Source organism: Chryseobacterium elymi (assembly GCF_003385495.1).
Taxonomy (GTDB): Bacteria; Bacteroidota; Bacteroidia; order Flavobacteriales; family Weeksellaceae; genus Chryseobacterium; species Chryseobacterium elymi.
The window spans coordinates 34,871-51,139 of record NZ_QNUH01000024.1; the positions used below are offsets into that span (position 1 = coordinate 34,871).

The 16,269-nt window shown below is 37.0% G+C and carries 19 protein-coding genes; 9 read left to right on the forward strand and 10 right to left on the reverse strand.

Translation table 11 applies throughout. The features are described from left to right. Nucleotides 1–23 precede the first annotated feature (23 nt). Complete coding sequence (locus tag DRF60_RS18745; protein ID WP_116014389.1) at nucleotides 24–593, forward strand: DUF2892 domain-containing protein; 570 nt, start codon at nucleotides 24–26, stop codon at nucleotides 591–593. 70 nt (nucleotides 594–663) lie between these two features. Here DRF60_RS18745 and DRF60_RS18750 read toward each other — a convergent pair whose 3' ends face one another. The 4 genes from DRF60_RS18750 to DRF60_RS18765 all read right to left on the reverse strand — a co-directional run bounded on the left by DRF60_RS18750 (nucleotide 664) and on the right by DRF60_RS18765 (nucleotide 3,345). Next, nucleotides 664–1,296 (reverse strand): trimeric intracellular cation channel family protein, encoded by a 633-nt coding sequence (locus DRF60_RS18750; protein ID WP_116014392.1) that lies wholly within the window; start codon nucleotides 1,294–1,296, stop codon nucleotides 664–666. 101 nt (nucleotides 1,297–1,397) lie between these two features. Continuing rightward, the gene (locus tag DRF60_RS18755) at nucleotides 1,398–1,700 is read right to left on the reverse strand and encodes a four helix bundle protein (RefSeq protein ID WP_116014394.1); all 303 of its coding nucleotides are present in this window, start codon (nucleotides 1,698–1,700) and stop codon (nucleotides 1,398–1,400) included. A gap of 34 nt (nucleotides 1,701–1,734) precedes the next feature. Next, complete coding sequence (coaD, locus tag DRF60_RS18760) at nucleotides 1,735–2,199, reverse strand: pantetheine-phosphate adenylyltransferase (RefSeq protein ID WP_111959999.1); 465 nt, start codon at nucleotides 2,197–2,199, stop codon at nucleotides 1,735–1,737. A gap of 162 nt (nucleotides 2,200–2,361) precedes the next feature. After that, nucleotides 2,362–3,345 carry a D-alanine--D-alanine ligase gene (locus tag DRF60_RS18765; RefSeq protein WP_116014429.1) on the reverse strand — a complete coding sequence of 328 codons (984 nt, stop codon included), beginning with the start codon at nucleotides 3,343–3,345 and terminating at the stop codon, nucleotides 2,362–2,364. 154 nt (nucleotides 3,346–3,499) lie between these two features. Between DRF60_RS18765 and DRF60_RS18770 the strand changes: the two genes are divergently transcribed. The 6 genes from DRF60_RS18770 to murI all read left to right on the forward strand — a co-directional run bounded on the left by DRF60_RS18770 (nucleotide 3,500) and on the right by murI (nucleotide 10,439). After that, nucleotides 3,500–4,603 carry a PASTA domain-containing protein gene (locus DRF60_RS18770; RefSeq protein ID WP_116014397.1) on the forward strand — a complete coding sequence of 368 codons (1,104 nt, stop codon included), beginning with the start codon at nucleotides 3,500–3,502 and terminating at the stop codon, nucleotides 4,601–4,603. 72 nt (nucleotides 4,604–4,675) lie between these two features. Next, nucleotides 4,676–5,749 (forward strand): RluA family pseudouridine synthase, encoded by a 1,074-nt coding sequence (locus DRF60_RS18775; RefSeq protein WP_185144604.1) that lies wholly within the window; start codon nucleotides 4,676–4,678, stop codon nucleotides 5,747–5,749. A gap of 51 nt (nucleotides 5,750–5,800) precedes the next feature. Beyond that, nucleotides 5,801–6,751 carry a PorP/SprF family type IX secretion system membrane protein gene (locus DRF60_RS18780; RefSeq protein ID WP_116014399.1) on the forward strand — a complete coding sequence of 317 codons (951 nt, stop codon included), beginning with the start codon at nucleotides 5,801–5,803 and terminating at the stop codon, nucleotides 6,749–6,751. A 50-nt stretch (nucleotides 6,752–6,801) separates the two neighbouring features. Beyond that, a complete protein-coding gene (gene hemW, locus DRF60_RS18785) occupies nucleotides 6,802–7,926 on the forward strand; it encodes a radical SAM family heme chaperone HemW (protein ID WP_116014401.1) in 1,125 nt (374 codons plus the stop codon). A gap of 50 nt (nucleotides 7,927–7,976) precedes the next feature. Next, nucleotides 7,977–9,566: a DUF4139 domain-containing protein gene (locus DRF60_RS18790; RefSeq protein WP_116014404.1), complete on the forward strand. Its 1,590-nt coding sequence runs from the start codon at nucleotides 7,977–7,979 to the stop codon at nucleotides 9,564–9,566. Between the two features lie 42 nt (nucleotides 9,567–9,608). After that, nucleotides 9,609–10,439 (forward strand): glutamate racemase, encoded by an 831-nt coding sequence (gene murI, locus DRF60_RS18795; protein WP_116014406.1) that lies wholly within the window; start codon nucleotides 9,609–9,611, stop codon nucleotides 10,437–10,439. A gap of 55 nt (nucleotides 10,440–10,494) precedes the next feature. On the opposite strand, the gene DRF60_RS18800 is transcribed toward murI, so the two are convergent. After that, nucleotides 10,495–11,094 carry a nitroreductase family protein gene (locus DRF60_RS18800; RefSeq protein ID WP_116014408.1) on the reverse strand — a complete coding sequence of 200 codons (600 nt, stop codon included), beginning with the start codon at nucleotides 11,092–11,094 and terminating at the stop codon, nucleotides 10,495–10,497. An 86-nt stretch (nucleotides 11,095–11,180) separates the two neighbouring features. Here DRF60_RS18800 and DRF60_RS18805 point away from each other — a divergent pair, with 86 nt between their 5' ends. Continuing rightward, nucleotides 11,181–11,531 carry a winged helix-turn-helix transcriptional regulator gene (locus tag DRF60_RS18805; RefSeq protein ID WP_116014410.1) on the forward strand — a complete coding sequence of 117 codons (351 nt, stop codon included), beginning with the start codon at nucleotides 11,181–11,183 and terminating at the stop codon, nucleotides 11,529–11,531. On the opposite strand, the gene DRF60_RS18810 is transcribed toward DRF60_RS18805, so the two are convergent. The 5 genes from DRF60_RS18810 to DRF60_RS18830 all read right to left on the reverse strand — a co-directional run bounded on the left by DRF60_RS18810 (nucleotide 11,528) and on the right by DRF60_RS18830 (nucleotide 14,393). Then, nucleotides 11,528–12,100 (reverse strand): RsmD family RNA methyltransferase, encoded by a 573-nt coding sequence (locus tag DRF60_RS18810; RefSeq protein WP_116014413.1) that lies wholly within the window; start codon nucleotides 12,098–12,100, stop codon nucleotides 11,528–11,530. The genes DRF60_RS18805 and DRF60_RS18810 overlap by 4 nt on opposite strands. A gap of 84 nt (nucleotides 12,101–12,184) precedes the next feature. Continuing rightward, nucleotides 12,185–12,901 carry a DUF3822 family protein gene (locus DRF60_RS18815; protein WP_116014415.1) on the reverse strand — a complete coding sequence of 239 codons (717 nt, stop codon included), beginning with the start codon at nucleotides 12,899–12,901 and terminating at the stop codon, nucleotides 12,185–12,187. An 18-nt stretch (nucleotides 12,902–12,919) separates the two neighbouring features. Beyond that, nucleotides 12,920–13,414: a Smr/MutS family protein gene (locus DRF60_RS18820; RefSeq protein ID WP_116014417.1), complete on the reverse strand. Its 495-nt coding sequence runs from the start codon at nucleotides 13,412–13,414 to the stop codon at nucleotides 12,920–12,922. A gap of 32 nt (nucleotides 13,415–13,446) precedes the next feature. Further along, nucleotides 13,447–13,944, reverse strand: a complete 498-nt coding sequence (locus tag DRF60_RS18825) for a metallophosphoesterase family protein (RefSeq protein WP_116014420.1) — start codon at nucleotides 13,942–13,944, stop codon at nucleotides 13,447–13,449. Further along, on the reverse strand, nucleotides 13,944–14,393 hold the full coding sequence (locus DRF60_RS18830) for a hypothetical protein (protein ID WP_116014422.1): 450 nt from the start codon (nucleotides 14,391–14,393) through the stop codon (nucleotides 13,944–13,946). Before DRF60_RS18830 ends, DRF60_RS18825 begins: the two co-directional genes overlap by 1 nt. A gap of 159 nt (nucleotides 14,394–14,552) precedes the next feature. Here DRF60_RS18830 and DRF60_RS18835 point away from each other — a divergent pair, with 159 nt between their 5' ends. After that, entirely contained in the window at nucleotides 14,553–16,097 is a 1,545-nt protein-coding gene (locus tag DRF60_RS18835; protein ID WP_116014424.1) for a serine hydrolase, read from the forward strand. The last annotated feature ends 172 nt before the right edge of the window (nucleotides 16,098–16,269 follow it).

A 16,269-nucleotide genomic window follows, 5' to 3' on the forward strand; every position in this document is an offset into this window, starting at 1 on the left:
TTTGCACTTTCTAAAACTGAACAATGAATAAGTACATAAAAATTGTAATTGCAGCAGTTCTTATCCTTTTAGGACTTTATATGATGATTTTCACAAGAAGTCTGGGCTGGGGGATCGTAGTATTCCTTCTTGCAGCACTGCCTATTATACTTTTCATCAAGAACGAATATATTCTCCTTGCTTTCTGGCAGCTGAGAAAACAGAATATGGAAAAAGCTGCCCAATGGTTAAACAAGATCACCAATTACCAGGCGCAGCTTCATAAATCCCAATATGGATATTTTCACTATTTACAGGGTCTTACCCAGGCTCAGGAGCATCCCGCGAAAGTGGAACCGCTGATGAAAAAAGCTTTGGAATATGGCCTGAATATGAAGCACGACAGAGCAATGGCAACATTGAATCTTGCAGCAGCAGCCATTTCTAAAGGAAGAAAACAGGAAGGGCAGAAACTTCTGGATGAGGCTAAAAGATTAGACACAGCAGGAATGATGACGGATCAGATCAAAATGATGAAAGATCAGCTTAAAATGCCTTCTATGCAGAAGCATATGCACAACCCGAATATGAGACAGAGAGGGAAATTCTTCTAAGAACAACATACGAAACTAAAAAAGCACCTGTATTCGGGTGCTTTTTTAATGGTATTTTATTAAAAAAACATCACATCTCAGAATTCTGATCATAGCCATAAAACTTAGGTATTTGCCAATGATATTTTACAGCGAGAGTTCGGATGGCGACAATGAGGATAATAGTGAATATCTGTATAAATGTATAGGAAAGCGGGATAAACTTAGTCATCAGAAGAAATGCAGAGCCTCCGACAATACATGCTGTAGCATAGATCTCTTTCCTGAAGATCAGCGGAATTCTGTTGAGAAGAATATCCCGGATGATCCCTCCGAAACAGCCGGTTATGGTTCCCAGTGCAATGCATATAAGAGGATGAATATTAGCATTGAGCCCTTTTTGAACCCCGATAATGGTAAATAACCCAAGCCCGAAACTGTCAAAAATAAATAAAGTTACCTTGAAGTTTTTTTCAATAGATTTGAAGACCATAGCAAAAATACCTGTACCCAAAATCAGTGCGCACGTTAAAAGATCATGCATCCAGAAAACCGGAATATCCAGCAGGAGATCCCTTACAGTTCCTCCGCCCACAGAAGTGACGAAAGCAATAATCAGTACCCCGAACGGATCAAGGCGTTTCTGCATTGCTGCAAAACTCCCCGACATCGCAAAGGAAATGGTTCCGAGTACCTCTATGGCAAAATTGAACTGTTCGTGCATAATTTATGAGTAATAGGTAATGGGCAATGAGTAATAAAAATTATGCCATTTAAAGCTGGGATAATCTAAATTTATACTTAGTCATAACCTTTACAAAGTTCTTAACATTCTGATTTTAAATGAATCATTTTTTCAGGACTTAGATATTCCAATTCTTCAATGATCTCAAGCCAAAGTTGAATCTCATCAATTTCTTCTACAACAATGCAGAGCTTAGCAAATTTTTCCTTTTCAGATTTTGCTCTTGAAACAGCTCTGTAATTTGCTGCCACTGAAGTAGAAGATCTTATGATTTGCTTTCTTATGACTGAAACATCATCTGAATAAGGTAATAATGAAAGAGATTTGATCACAAGGATAGAAAAATTTTTAGTTCTTTCCCGAAAAACTTGATTGTAATCCATATTTCCTAATTAATTATTATCTGTTACTCATTACTTATCGTTGTACCCTGACGGCTTCCGGAACCAGTAATTCATATTCTCCGTTGTGGTTGATGATCTCCCTTACAATGCTGCTGCTGATGAAAGACTTTCCTGATGAAGTTAATAAAAATACGGTTTCTAGTTTTTTGTGGGCCAAGGTTCTGTTCGTATGAGCAATGGCTTTTTCAAATTCAAAATCGGCAGGATTTCTTAATCCTCTGAGAATGTATTGTGCATCTTTTTCAAAACAGTAATCTACAGTTAGTCCTTCAAAAAAGTCAACTTCCACGTTGGGGAATTCAGCGACGGAATTTTGAATAAATTCCATTCTTTTTTCCAGGGGAAACATATATTTTTTTTGGGAGTTCTGTCCGATCGCAATAATCAGTTTGTCAAAAAGCGGAGCCGCTCTTTCAATAATATCATAATGTCCCAGAGTAATAGGATCAAAGGATCCGGGGAAAACAGCAATTTTCATGTTTTACGTGTTATGATGAGTTATGGGTTACGAGGTCTGTGTTTCGGGTTTCGGTTGCGAGATTTAGGTTGCCGGGGTGAACTATTCACCGGGTTTTCTTCCATCTTCAAACTTCCATTCATTAACAACTAACTTCTAACCTCTAGATTCTAACTTCTATTATTATTTATTCAGTGCTTTTTCTACTTCGTTTCCGCAAAGATCTGTGATAGATATTCCGTAAATTTTTGCCTGTTGCGGAAGAATGCTGGCAGGGGAGAATCCCGGATTGGTATTCATTTCAAGCATATAAGGAATACCGTCCATAAGAATAAACTCACTTCTTGAAAAACCGCTCATACCAAGGGAGTTGTAAGCTCTTTTTGAAATTTCCTCTACTCTGATTCTGGTTGCATCATCAATTCTTGCAGGAGTAATTTCTTCTGAAGCTCCTTCATATTTAGCCTCATAATCGAAGAATTCATTGCTTGGTACAATTTCGGTAATCCCTAAAACGATGGTTTCACCTTTGAAATCTATAACGCCTACAGAAACTTCTATTCCGTCCAGGAAGCTCTCGATTAGGATTTCATCATCTTCTTTGAGCGCAATTTCAATCGCAGCAATTAATTCTGATTTTTCCTTTACTTTTGAAATGCCCAGAGATGAACCGGATTGGTTAGGTTTAACGAAAACCGGAAGGCCAAGACTTTCAACGATTTCATCTGTATTGATCTCTTCTCCTTTTCTTAGATAAATGCTTTTAGCGGAAGGAATTCCGTATTTTGACAAGACCGCTAACGTATCTTTTTTATTGAAGGTCAAAGCGCTTTGATAGAAATCACAACCGGTATATTTCTGCCCGATGGCATCCCAATAAGCCTGAAGAATCCCGTTTTCACCTGGAGTTCCGTGGATAATGTTAAAACAGACATCGAATTTCAGCTTTTCATTATTATTCAATGTTACGGAAAAATCTCCGCGGTTGATTTCATATTTTTGATCGTTTTCTCCTAAAAAATACCATTCATCTTTAAGGATGATCACTTTATATACATCATATAGATTTCTGTCCAGAGAATCGTAGATCAACTGACCGCTTTTTAAGGAAACCACAAATTCATCCGAATAGCCTCCCATGACAACGGCAACACTTTTTTTGCTCATAACCATTATAGTATCAATTAAGGCAAATTTAATCATTTTATGCAATGCAATAAGGGAAATTCATAAATTTTAAAATTGAAATGAATTGTGTTAAATAAAAGCACATTTAAAATTATTAGCTATATTTGCCGTTATAATTAAAGTATTTTTAAGTATGCTTAAATCACTTTTCAATTGGAAAGTTTTACTGAATTTAGCAGTAGCCATCGGTATTTTTGTGGGGTTAGTGTGGCTTACTTTCCGCTGGCTGGAATACCATACCAATCACGGTCAGGAAATTCCTGTGCCCAATGTCATTAATAAATCGGTTTATGATGCCGTAAAAATATTAGAGGATACAGGACTGGAGTATGAAGTAGACAGTGCTGAGTACAATCCTAAATATAAGCCTTTTCAGGTTTTAAAGATGTATCCTATGTCTAGCTCCCGTGTAAAACCGGGATCGCTGGTAAGAATTGTAGTTAATCCCAGATCATGGGCTCCTATTACGGTTCCGGATGTGATTAATAAATATTCAGGGCTGGCTTTCCAGAGATTGGATCAGGTTGGTCTTAAGATCGGCGATACCATCTATGAACCGAGTATTCAGAAAGACGCTCTTTTAAGAATATTATATAAAGGTAATGCAGTCAATCCGGGATCACGTCTTCCAAGATTCTCCGTGATTGATGTTGTCGTAGGTTCGGGTCCTATGAGAAATATCTCAATTCCTAGTGTAGTGGGACTTTCTGTAAAAGAAGCAAGAGCGGTTATTGCAAAAAGTTTATTTGAAGTAGGTCTGATAGAGTATGAGGATGGAAGCAAGGATGAATCTGACATTATCTATTATCAGGACCCGGCTTCAGGAGATATAAGGGATCAGGGAATGCAGATTGACCTTTGGGCAAGTAAGAGAACGCCTGCCGAACTTAGAGCTAAAGTAGAACAGCTAAACTCTATTTACCGAATGAAAGTAGATACTTCACTGCCTCCGGTATATTATGACGAAGTTCCTAGCTATCCGGAGCCAAGTTATGACCCACCTGCAGCAGTGCCTGTACCAAAAAAAGAGATTCCTAAATCTGAACCTGCTAAAACAGAGCCTGCAAAAACGAACAGTGCAGCAACTGGTGCCAAACCTGGGGGAACCGGAGCAGAAAAACCTAAGTCCACTGCACCAGGCAGCCAGGGTTCGGGAAGTAAGCCGGCAACAACGACAGGAAATGCAACACAGCAGCCGGTACAAAAGCCAAAGGCTAAAAAAGTAGTGGTAGAATAATCACGGTTTATTATATAAAATATAGGCTTCAACTGCAAAATGTTGAGGCCTTTTGCGTAAAAAAATAAAATAATGGCAGAAGATAACGAAGACTTTTTAGATGAAGAATTATTGGATTCCGACAATTTGGAGAATATCGATATTGATGAGGAAAATAAAGGACTGTATGAGCATCTTAACATCAAAGTCGATAAAAACCAGGAGCCGTTAAGAATTGATAAGTTCTTATTTATATACAGGCAGAATTCTTCTCGTAATAAAATTTCACAGACCTGCAGAGCAGGAAATGTGGTTGTAAACGGAGCTCCGGTAAAACAAAATTACCGTGTGAAGCCCGGTGACCAGATTTCGGTGCTTCTTGCCCATCCGCCGAGGGAAAATGTGATCATTCCTCAGGATATTCCTGTGAATATCATTTATGAAGATGATGATCTGGTAGTGGTAGATAAGGAACCGGGAATGGTTGTACATCCTGGTCATGGAAATTGGGACAAAACATTGGTCAATGCACTGGCTTTCCATTTTGAAAAAAGTGGGGAGAGGTCTGACCTGGACAGAGTGGGGCTTGTTCACAGGATTGATAAAGATACATCCGGACTTTTGGTGATCGCAAAAAACGAATATGCGCTGAGCTTTTTAGCGAAACAGTTTTTCAATAGAACCACAAAAAGATTATACTGGGCATTTGTCTGGGGAAATCCTCAGGAAGATGAAGGAACCATTAGAGGGCATATCGGGAGGCATCCCAAAAACAGGATGCAGATGTCGGTTTATGAGGACGGAAGCCACGGAAAGCACGCGGTTACGCATTATAAAGTTTTAGAACGCTTTAAGTATATGACCTGGGTAGAATGTAAACTTGAAACTGGAAGAACGCATCAGATCCGGGCTCATTTTAAACATATTGGTCATACATTGTTTAATGATGAAAGATATGAAGGGCATACACCTTTAAGGGGGGTGAATCTGCCTAAGTATAAACAGTTTATAAAAAATGTTTTTGAAATTCTTCCTAGACATGCACTTCATGCGCATACTTTAGGGTTTATACACCCCACCACTAAAAAGGAATTATATTTTGAGAGCCCAATGCCGAAAGATATGGCGGATGCTGTAAAAAAATGGAGAAATTATTTAGAAAACTAAAAATATATTGAGAATTTTTTTATATTTGTTGAATTGAAATCAAGATTTGTTATGAGAAAACTATATGCTATCGTATGTTTAGCTCTTTTGTCAAATGCATACAAAGCACAAGAATCACTACCATACTATCAGCAATATCTTTTGGATGGTGAATTCCTGTTCAACCCAGCTCAGTACGGAAAGACCGATTACGTACAGCTTAATGCTAATTACCACAAACAATTTGACAAGTTTAGCGATTCTCCAAATACGCAGTCTATAGGAATCAACGGGAACATTTTCGACAGAGTGGGAGCAGGGCTCTCTATTTTCAGAGACAGCAATGGCCCTATTTCTGCAGGCGGTATTACAGCGGGAGCTTCATACTTTATTCCACTAAGTAGTGAAGGAGAAAGAAAAGATCAGTTCTCTTTCGGTACCAGTGTTTCATTTTATAATATGAACTTCGACTATACTTCAGTGAATGTTGAAGATGGTTACGATCCATTGTTGATAGGAAAAGAAGGGAATATTTTTATGGCTTATGCCAACTTTGGTGCTGCTGCTACCTATAGAAATATCTTTGCAGGAGTATCTGTAAACGATATTGCACTGAGCAATGACAAGGCTATAGTAAACGGAATTGAGCCTTCACCAATAAAATTTTTCTTAAACTTAGGATATAATTGGCATTTTGCTGACAATATCTTCGTAACGCCATCAGCGTTGATTAACCTGAATACCAATTCAACAAGAATGATCGACTACAACTTAATGGCTACTTTCTTTAATGACATCAACTCATTCTCTGCCGGTGTAAGTTACAGAACGGTACAGAACAGATTTGATAGCCAAGATTTACAGGTTGCACCAATTGTTAAAGTGAGAATTAATAAATTAATGATCGGAGCAACCTATAACATCGGAATGTCTGATATCCAGACATATGGTGGAAACAGCTTTATGCTGAGCTTAGGTTATAACTTTGATAACTTTATTAATCATAGAGGATATAGATATTAATCTGATTAATTTAAATAAATTTGAGCTCTGAAATTTTCAGGGCTTTTTTTATGATATATATTCACATTCCTTTCTGCAAGCAAAAATGCAGCTACTGCAATTTTCACTTTTCTACCTCTTTAAACTTTAAAGATGAAATGATCCGTTCGATGAAGACCGAAATCAGGCTTAGAAAAGATGAGCTGCAGGATAAAAGTTTAAAATCCCTGTATTTTGGAGGTGGAACACCATCTATTCTTTCGGCAGATGAGATCAATTCTCTGATTGATGAGGTTCTGAAATACTTTACTTTCGATAATGACATTGAAGTAACGCTGGAAGCCAATCCCGATGATCTGGACAAAAATTTTTTAAAACAGCTGGCTCAGTCTCCGGTCAACAGGCTTTCTATCGGGACCCAGAGCTTTTTCGAGGAAGATCTGATACTGATGAACCGTGCCCATAATGCTTCTGAAGCAGAAAGTTCTATCAAAAGAGCACAGGATTTCGGGTTTGAAAACTTAAGCATCGATTTGATTTATGGTTCACCGACTTCTAATCTGGAGATATGGAAAGAGAATTTAAACAAAACCATTGCCCTTGAAGTGCCTCATATCTCTTCTTATGCGCTCACTGTTGAGCCCAAAACAGCTTTAGAAAACTGGATTTCAAAAGGAAAAGTTGCCAGTCCTAGAGAAGAAGAACAGAATAAAGAGTTCTATTATCTGTCAGATTTCTTAAAAGACAACGGATTTGAGCATTATGAAGTCTCCAATTTTGCAAAACCTGGCTTTTATTCAAGGCATAATTCTGCGTATTGGAAGTACAAAGAGTATCTTGGGATAGGTCCTTCCGCACATTCATACAACGGATTTGATGTCAGAAGCTGGAACGTTGCCAACAATCAGCAATATATTAAAAAGCTTCATGCAGGAATTCTGGCTAAAGAAGAAGAGATTCTCTCACAATATGATCAATTCAATGAAATGATTATGATTGGCTTGAGGACAATCTGGGGAGTAGATCTTGAAAGCCTGAAAAGTAAATTCAGTGATCAAATTCTTGAACATTTCCAACACGAGATAAAATCTAAAATAGAAGAAGGTGTTTTAATCCAGGAGAACAATCATCTGAAGATCCCGGAAAAGCATTGGTTTATGGCGGATGGGATTGCTTCAGATTTATTTTTGGTGTAACGTTTATTAATGTATATTTGAGATTATACTTTAAATAAAAACCATGAACTATGAGAAAAAACTTACTCCTATTTTTTCTTTTTTTAAGCGCTTTACATTTCTCTCAAAAACCAATCTTTACAAAAGCAAAAGTTAATGCTGTGAATGTTTACAGAACTTCTGCTGAACTCCATAATTCTGTGAGTGTTTCACTTCCTGCAGGAACTTCTGAGGTTGTTGTGACCAATATTTCAGATGAAATTATGGAGAAATCTATACAGATTAATACCAACAATAAAGATGTCTCAATTCTTTCTGCGCAATACAGAGACAGCTACAACTCGAATTATTTTGAGAATAATAATCCTAACGGAAAAAGAATTAAGGACAGCATTGCTATTTTAGAAAATCTCAGTACAAAAATCAATATCGAGCGGCAGACGAATGAAAAAACGCTGGAGCTTTTAGACAAGAATCAGGGACTTTTAGTTGGCAGTAATACTTCCAGTGTGGCCCAGCTGATGCAGCTGACAGAATATTATAAGACGAAAAGAAATGAAATAAGTGTAGCACAACTTGATATTAATAAAAAATATACACAAACTGTTCAGAAACTTGAAGCTTTAAAAAATCGTTTGAAAGCTAATACAGAAGCTGAGGAAACTTTTTCTGATGGCGTTCTTGTTCTGAGAATTGCAAGCAGTGCCGGAGGAAATGCAAAAATGGATCTGGGATATTTGGCCGAAAATGTTTTTTGGGAACCGTTTTATGAAGTGAAGGGTAATAAGCTTACTGAACCTTTGGATGTCACTTTCAAAGCAAAAGTAAGACAGGATACCGGACTTGACTGGAAAGGAGTGAAGCTTTCGCTGATCAATGCAAGATCTTCGAGAAATAATGAAGCTCCGGTTATGCATCCCTGGTTTTTGAATTCTTATAAGAATGAAGAAAGAGCAAGCATAGGATATTCTGGGAAAAGAGATACTTTAAAAACGATGGCAATTGAGGAAGTTGTAGTAATGGGCTATGGAATTAAAATTAATGAAAATCAGTTGAATGTCAGTTTTGATACCGATATTCCTTATGATATTTTGTCAAACAATGAAGATCATTTTATCAACCTGAAACAGATAAAACTCCCGGCTGAATATAAATATTATACAGTTCCGAAATACAGTACTACCGCCTATTTGGTCGCAGATATTAAAGATTTTAACAAATACAACCTTATTTCAGGTGCTGCCAGTGTCATCTTTGAAAATATGTATGTAGGCGAAACAAGGATCAATCCCAATCAGACAAATGATAAAATGAGCATTACCCTTGGAGATGACAAGAAAATCAGTGTACGCAAAGAGATGGTTAATGATAAGGCAAGTGAGAAATTATTTTCTTCCTATCAGGAAAAAGCAATTACTTACGATCTTGTTGTCCGCAATAATAAAAAAGAAGCAATCAATATTGAGATACGAGACCAGATTCCTTTGAGCAAGGATGAAGCTGTAAAGATTGAGCTTCTTCAGAGTGACAATGCACAACTGGATAAAGAGAAAGGATTTTTACTATGGAACGTTAAAATTTCTTCCTCCGAAACGAAAAAATTCAGGGTGAGCTATAAAGTAAGATATCCGAAAGACTTTTCAATCGGGAATCTTAATTAAATATCCGATTATTCACTATTTTTGTATAAAATTTCAGTTCACTTGAAAACTAAAAAGCAAGATTATTCACATCTTTCACCAAGCCAGCCTATCGGTATTTTCGATAGTGGGGTGGGAGGGCTTACCGTAGCCAAAGAGATCAAAAGACTTCTTCCCCACGAAGACCTGATCTATTTCGGAGATACCAAACACCTTCCGTACGGTGAAAAGTCGAAGGATGCGATTATAGAATATTCGACCAAGATCACCAATTTTCTGCTTCAGCAGAACTGTAAAGCTATTGTTATTGCCTGTAATACGGCTACGGCAAATGCTTTAAACGAGGTTATGCAGTCTGTGAATGGGAAAGTTCCTGTCATAGACGTTATTAATCCCGTTGCTGAAAAAGTAGCGTATGAAATCCATAACAATGTTGGGGTCATTGCTACAAAAGCAACTGTCAATTCCGGGCTATATAAGAAAAGCATCAGGAAGCATAATAAATGGATCAAAGTTGATGAGCTGGCTACTCCGTTGCTGGTTCCGGCTATTGAAGAGGGATTCAAGAATCATCCGATTACGCATGCCATCATTTATAATTATTTAAGCAATAACAAGCTCAAGAATATTGAAACCCTTATTCTGGGGTGCACTCATTATCCTTTGCTGATCGATGAGATCAAGCAGTATTACGGAAACAGGGTTCGTGTAATTGATTCTCCGAATATTGTGGCCAATCACCTTAAGATCATCCTGGATAAATACCATCTTCTGAATGACAATAATCCAAAACCGAATTATCATTTTTATCTTTCGGACCTGACGAAGAATTTTGAAAAAATCTCTAAGAAATTCTTTGGAAAGACGATAGATCTGGAATTGAAAGTACTATAATACAAAAAGCTGTTTCATCCGAAACAGCTTTTATTTTATGAAAAGTTCTGAAAAGTTAAGGCTCTAAAATAACCATTTCACTCTTCAGCCTTCTTTTAGGAGTCGTTTCAGGATGATTGCTGTCATTTTCATCTCTTTTCCCGATGACCACTGCAAAAAGCGTTTCATAAGAATCATTTTTAAGGATTTCGTCATATTTTTCAGTTTCAATACCTTCCATCGGAGTAGAATCTATTCCCATAGCAGCACACGCTGAAAGAAGAACTCCCAGCGAAAGATAAACCTGATGCCCCATCCATGCCCGGATAGCAGCTTCACCATGTGGCTTTACCATATTCCTGTAGTAATTGACGGAACCTTCAGGGAGATTTTCTTCGATCTGTTTTTCAAAATCTTTAGGGTTCTTTATCACCTGGAATACAATGATATGGCTGCTGTCCAATACCTTTTCCCTGTTAAAATAAGATGCTTCTGCAAGCTGTTCTCTAAGTTCAGGCTTATTAACAAAAATAAAGTTCCATGGCTGGCTGTTGATCGAAGAGGGACTTAGATTAAGGATTTCCTTCAATTCTGCAATCTGTTCCGCACTTATTTTTTCCTGTGGGTTATACTTTTTTACCGTATACCTCTTTTTCATTTGTTCTAAAAAGTTCATAAATTATTATACTATCAATTTTATAGTTACAAAAGTAATTTAAGTTTATTACCTTTGCAATAACGGTAAAAAAGGATAGTATAAAAATGTACACAATAGATAATAAGGAATATCCGTGCTGCACCAGCGTAACCATGAAATTTATAGGAGGAAAATGGAAAGCTGTCATTTTGTTTCATCTTACAGCCGGTGCAAAAAGATATAATGAACTCAGGAAATTAATTCCTACCATTACAGAAAGAACACTAAGCCTGCAGCTGAAACAGCTTGAGGAAGATCATATTGTCAACAGAAAGGTATATACTGAAAAACCTCCATTAATGGTAGAGTATACCCTGACAGACTTCGGAAAAACACTACTCCCGGTGATAGAAGCTATTACAAACTGGGGAATTGCTGCGCCGGATCTTTCCGTAAAAAAAATAATCAGGAATTAAATTTCCTGATTATCTTCTTTATTCGCTTCGAAAAAACTGAAACTTACATTTCCGTATTTTCGTGTGTCTATTAAGTTGGGATGCTCCAATTTCATTCTGCTCTGATGTTCTACAATCAGCACGCCATTCTGTTTAACAAATTTATTGTTGAGAACCAAAGATAATAGCTCGTAATACTTCTTCTCTTCCATTTCGAAAGGAGCATCGGAAAATATGATCTCGAAGCTTTTCTTGTTTCTGAACTTTTTAAGCCAGTCAAAAACATCACCTCTCTGAACATTGATCTGAAGAGACATATCAAGCTCCGAAGCCGTAGCATTGATAAAGCTGGTATGCTTCGGATTCAGCTCAACTGAAGTGATATCCTGGCATCCTCTGGAAGCAAATTCGAAAGTAATAGAGCCAATACCTGCAAAAAGATCAAGTACAGAAATCGACTGTATATCATATTTGTTTTCCAGGATACTGAAAAGTGCTTCCTTGGCAAAATCTGTAGTAGGTCTTACATCAAAATTTTTAGGAGCGGCTATTTTTTTGGCTTTCCACTTGCCGGATATTATTCTGAACATATTTGTTTAGGGTTTAGGTAATAGGATTTAGGGATTAGGGAAGACATAGTAAGGCTAGGCCCTGTTCCCATATTCCTAATCCCTTTAATTAAGTATAAAATTCTTATTAGGAACATTGTCAAAAACAATTCTCATGTTTTTAACGAATTTCTGAAGCTCGGAGATAAAGGTTTCGTTTTCCGTAGTTTCACCGTAAGCGTAGAAGTTGGTCTCATTAATTCCGAAACCTATTTTACTTAGTGTAAACATCACAAAATAGAGAAAGTCGACCTCAGAATTTACATCCAGGTTGTTGTATAAAATAACCTTCTTGTTGTCTATGGCGAAAAATTCACACTGGTTATGATATAGATTGATATGGATTTCCTTATTATTCTTATTGTTGATTGAATTTAAAAACTTTTCACCGGAGAAATTAAAATGAACCGGAACTGCCAGCTCTTTTATTTTCCTGTAAAAATTTTTAGGAAACGTATAATAAAACTGTACCCCGAACTTTTTATTGACAGAAAGCATGAGCTCTTCCTTTTCCTTATTCGCTGGGGCATTGAATGCAATCAATTCAAATCCTGCCTCATGATCTGAAAATCCTTCAGGCATCAGGGTGAAATGGTTCAGTGCTGAGATCACATGAATTTCGTCAAACCTCTGCTTAAGAAGAATTTCATCCAGTTTATCTTCAATAAGGGTTTCCGGGGTTTCTTCAGTAACGAAATAAGACTTTTCTTCCTGAATGCTTTTATTCTTTGCAATCTGGTAGATTAACCCGTCTTTGGTAAAAAGTAAATTAAGTACGTTCATATTTCAATTGCTGCAAATTTAGTGAAATTCTATCATAACGGCACCCGATTGATGGTGAAGTATTTCCTTATTATAAAAATCGATATCTCTCTGGCTTTCCAAAACATCCATAACCATTTTCTGCAGCGTTCCGTCACCAATCCCGTGAACGATCTCCAGCCGCTTCAGATGATGCTTTCTGCAGAAATCAAGAACTTCCGTTAATTTCGCTTTTTGGATAAAGAGTCTCTCAAAACTGTCATAATCACTGGGGTTTTTAACCAGATTATGAAAGTGCAGATCCAGGACCATATGATTTTTCTGGTGTTTTTTGGATGTCACTTTTTTCGGTTCTGCTTTTCTTACTACCCGGATATTTTCATAAAGCTCTGCGTTTTTCGGAACCAGTTTCTCTTTCGGATATTGGTAAGTAAATCCGTATTCATCCTTAAAAACAACAATATTGCCGTTCACGGAAGTAATTATTCCGTTTAAATCCTCATCTACTACAGAAACTTTGTCCCCGATTTTCATGTATTATACTCCTTCTTTTGTTGTTCTCAAAATTAAATCTTAGGCCCAAGTTCAATGATTTCCAGATCTTTGATCTCTTTACCTTCCACTACAAAACGCATCATAGTTCTCGTCTTATGCCACCCTTGTTTCCCACAGGCACCGGGATTCAGATGCAGTAGGTTGTTCTTTTGGTCAAACATGGCCTTCAGAATATGAGAGTGTCCTGAAATAAACAGCTTTGGAGCCTTTGCGGAAATTTCTCTGTTCGTCAGCGGTGCATATTTTCCCGGGTATCCACCGATATGGATCATCAGAACTTCAAGATCTTCGCAGAAAAAACGGTTTACTTCAGGAAACTCAGCACGGATCTTCGCGTTGTCTATGTTGCCGTAAACACCCTTTAAAGGTTTTATTTTTTCCAGTTCTTCAATTACCTCCATACTTCCGAAATCCCCGCAATGCCATATTTCATCAGCCTGACGGGCATATTCTAAAATCCTGTCGTCTATATAGGAATGGGAATCGGAAAGGAGAAGAATTTTTGTCATTATCTAAAAGTTCTGTCAGTAATGTTTTCGTCGTATTTTTCTTTGAAGATCTCCAGACGGTCAGGGTTTAGTTCACCATCACTGTTAATCACTTTTTCTTTAAGAAGCCATTTGATAAGCTTTTCCATCCCTTTTTTGGAATTCATAAAATTTAAAATCTTCGTGAAGTCGCTGGATTCTACTTTCGTTTTTTGGGTCAGAAAATTCAAAACGTAATAATCGTCATTCGAATATTTTGGGGTTCCACTGTCCATCATTTTATACATCAGAATTTCCTCATCATCTTTAAGAGTGAAAAAGGAATACTCTATCATATTAATTTTTTCTGCTCTCAGGATCTGTTTTCCATCAAGAAGAACTTTATCATCTTTGATTGTTACCTCCTGAGAAAAGTAAAAATTGACACTTGTGATCAGGAAGAAGAACGGTAATAATTTTTTTGCATTCATTTTGATAATTTAAATGCAAATATAAAGAAGCTTTTGTAAAAAATATTTTTATTTCCCATCATAATTCTTACCTAACATATTCCTACCTTAAACTTCTAAACTTTGTTGATAGGTAAAATCATCTTCTAATTATTTATTACATTTGAAAAAATTAAAAAAATGAAGCAGAAATTTTCTCTTTTACTTTTTCTTGTAGCGGTAGGGCTTTTCAATGCCCAGGTTGAAGAAAAGAAATTGGATGAGCTGATCCGGAATACTTTAAAAACCTTCGACGTTCCTGGAATGTCAGTAGGAATCATAAAAGATGGAAAAGTGATTTATTCCAAAGGGTTCGGACAGCGTTCTTTAACTACCAAACAACCGATGGATGACAATACATTGGTAGGAATTGCATCTAATTCAAAAGGGTTTACCTGTACTGCACTGGCTATTTTAGCTGATGAAGGAAAACTGAATTGGGACGATAAAGTTTCAAAATACATCCCTGAATTTCAAATGTATGATCCCTATGTTTCCCAAAATGTAACCATTAAAGATCTTGTAACACACAGAGCCGGATTAGGTTTGGGACAGGGAGATCTGATGTTCTTCCCTGAAGGTGGAAATCTCACGGTGAATGATATTATTCACAATGTAAGATATCTGAAACCTGAAAACCCATTCAGAACGACACTTGATTATAACAATATTATGTTCATTGTAGCGGGAGAAGTGATCCACAGGATTTCCGGTCTGAGCTGGGCCGAATTTATTGAACAGAGAATTATGAAACCTGTCGGAATGACATCCAGTTTTGGAAGCTACAGCAGAGCTAAGGCCGTATCCAATAAAATCGATGCCCATGCTCCTGTAGACGGAAAGGCCATTGCTGTTCCCCACGATTGGAATGAAACGGGAAATGCAGCAGGAGGAATTATGAGTAATATTAAGGATATGACGATCTGGGCAGACTGTCTCTTAAATAATTTTACAACTAAAGACGGTAAAAAATTAGTTTCAGATAAAAACGTACAACAGTTATGGAGTTTACAGATCCCGGATAGGGTTGCTTTAAAAAATCCTTATGACACGAGTTTCTACGGATATGGATTAGGATGGTTCCTGAGTGATGTGAAAGGACACAAACAGATTCAGCATACGGGAGGTTTAATAGGAACTGTTACCCAATTTACACTAATTCCGGATTTAAAACTGGGAATAGTGGTATTAACTAACCAACAATCCGGGGCCGCTTTTAATACGATTACCAATACGGTTAAAGACTCTTACCTGGGAGTAGCAGACAGAAACTGGCTGAAGACCTATGGTGAAAGAATGACAAAAGTAAATGCTGAATATGATAAGCAGAAAAAAGAAGCTTTTGCTAAATCCGAAACCTTTAAAAACGAAAAAAATCTTCAACCGAAAGCCGAACAGTTTGTTGGAAAGTATAATGATCAATGGTTTGGAGATGTAGAAATTTCTCAACAGGGTAGTACGTACAGGATCTCCTGCCAGAACTCTCCAAGACTGAAAGGCGAATTGCTTCCGTATTCCGGTAATTCCTTTATTGTAAAATGGGACGACAGAAGTTATGACGCTGATGCTTATATTATTTTCAGCTATGATGAAAATGGAAAGGCAGAGTCTGCAAAGCTAAAACCAATATCAGATATTACAGATTTCAGCTTTGATTTTGATGATTTGGATCTTAAGAGGAAGTAAACTGATAATGAGGTGAAATTGCCGAAGGCAGCTATAAATTTTAAAAATAGATTATTCAATAGAAGCGGGCTTTAGCCCAATGTCATTAAGTTAGTAAACTATCACAAGCTATTCTTTTGATTTTTAGAGACTATTGGCTTAGCTCTTGCTTTATATTTGCCTATATTTCTTT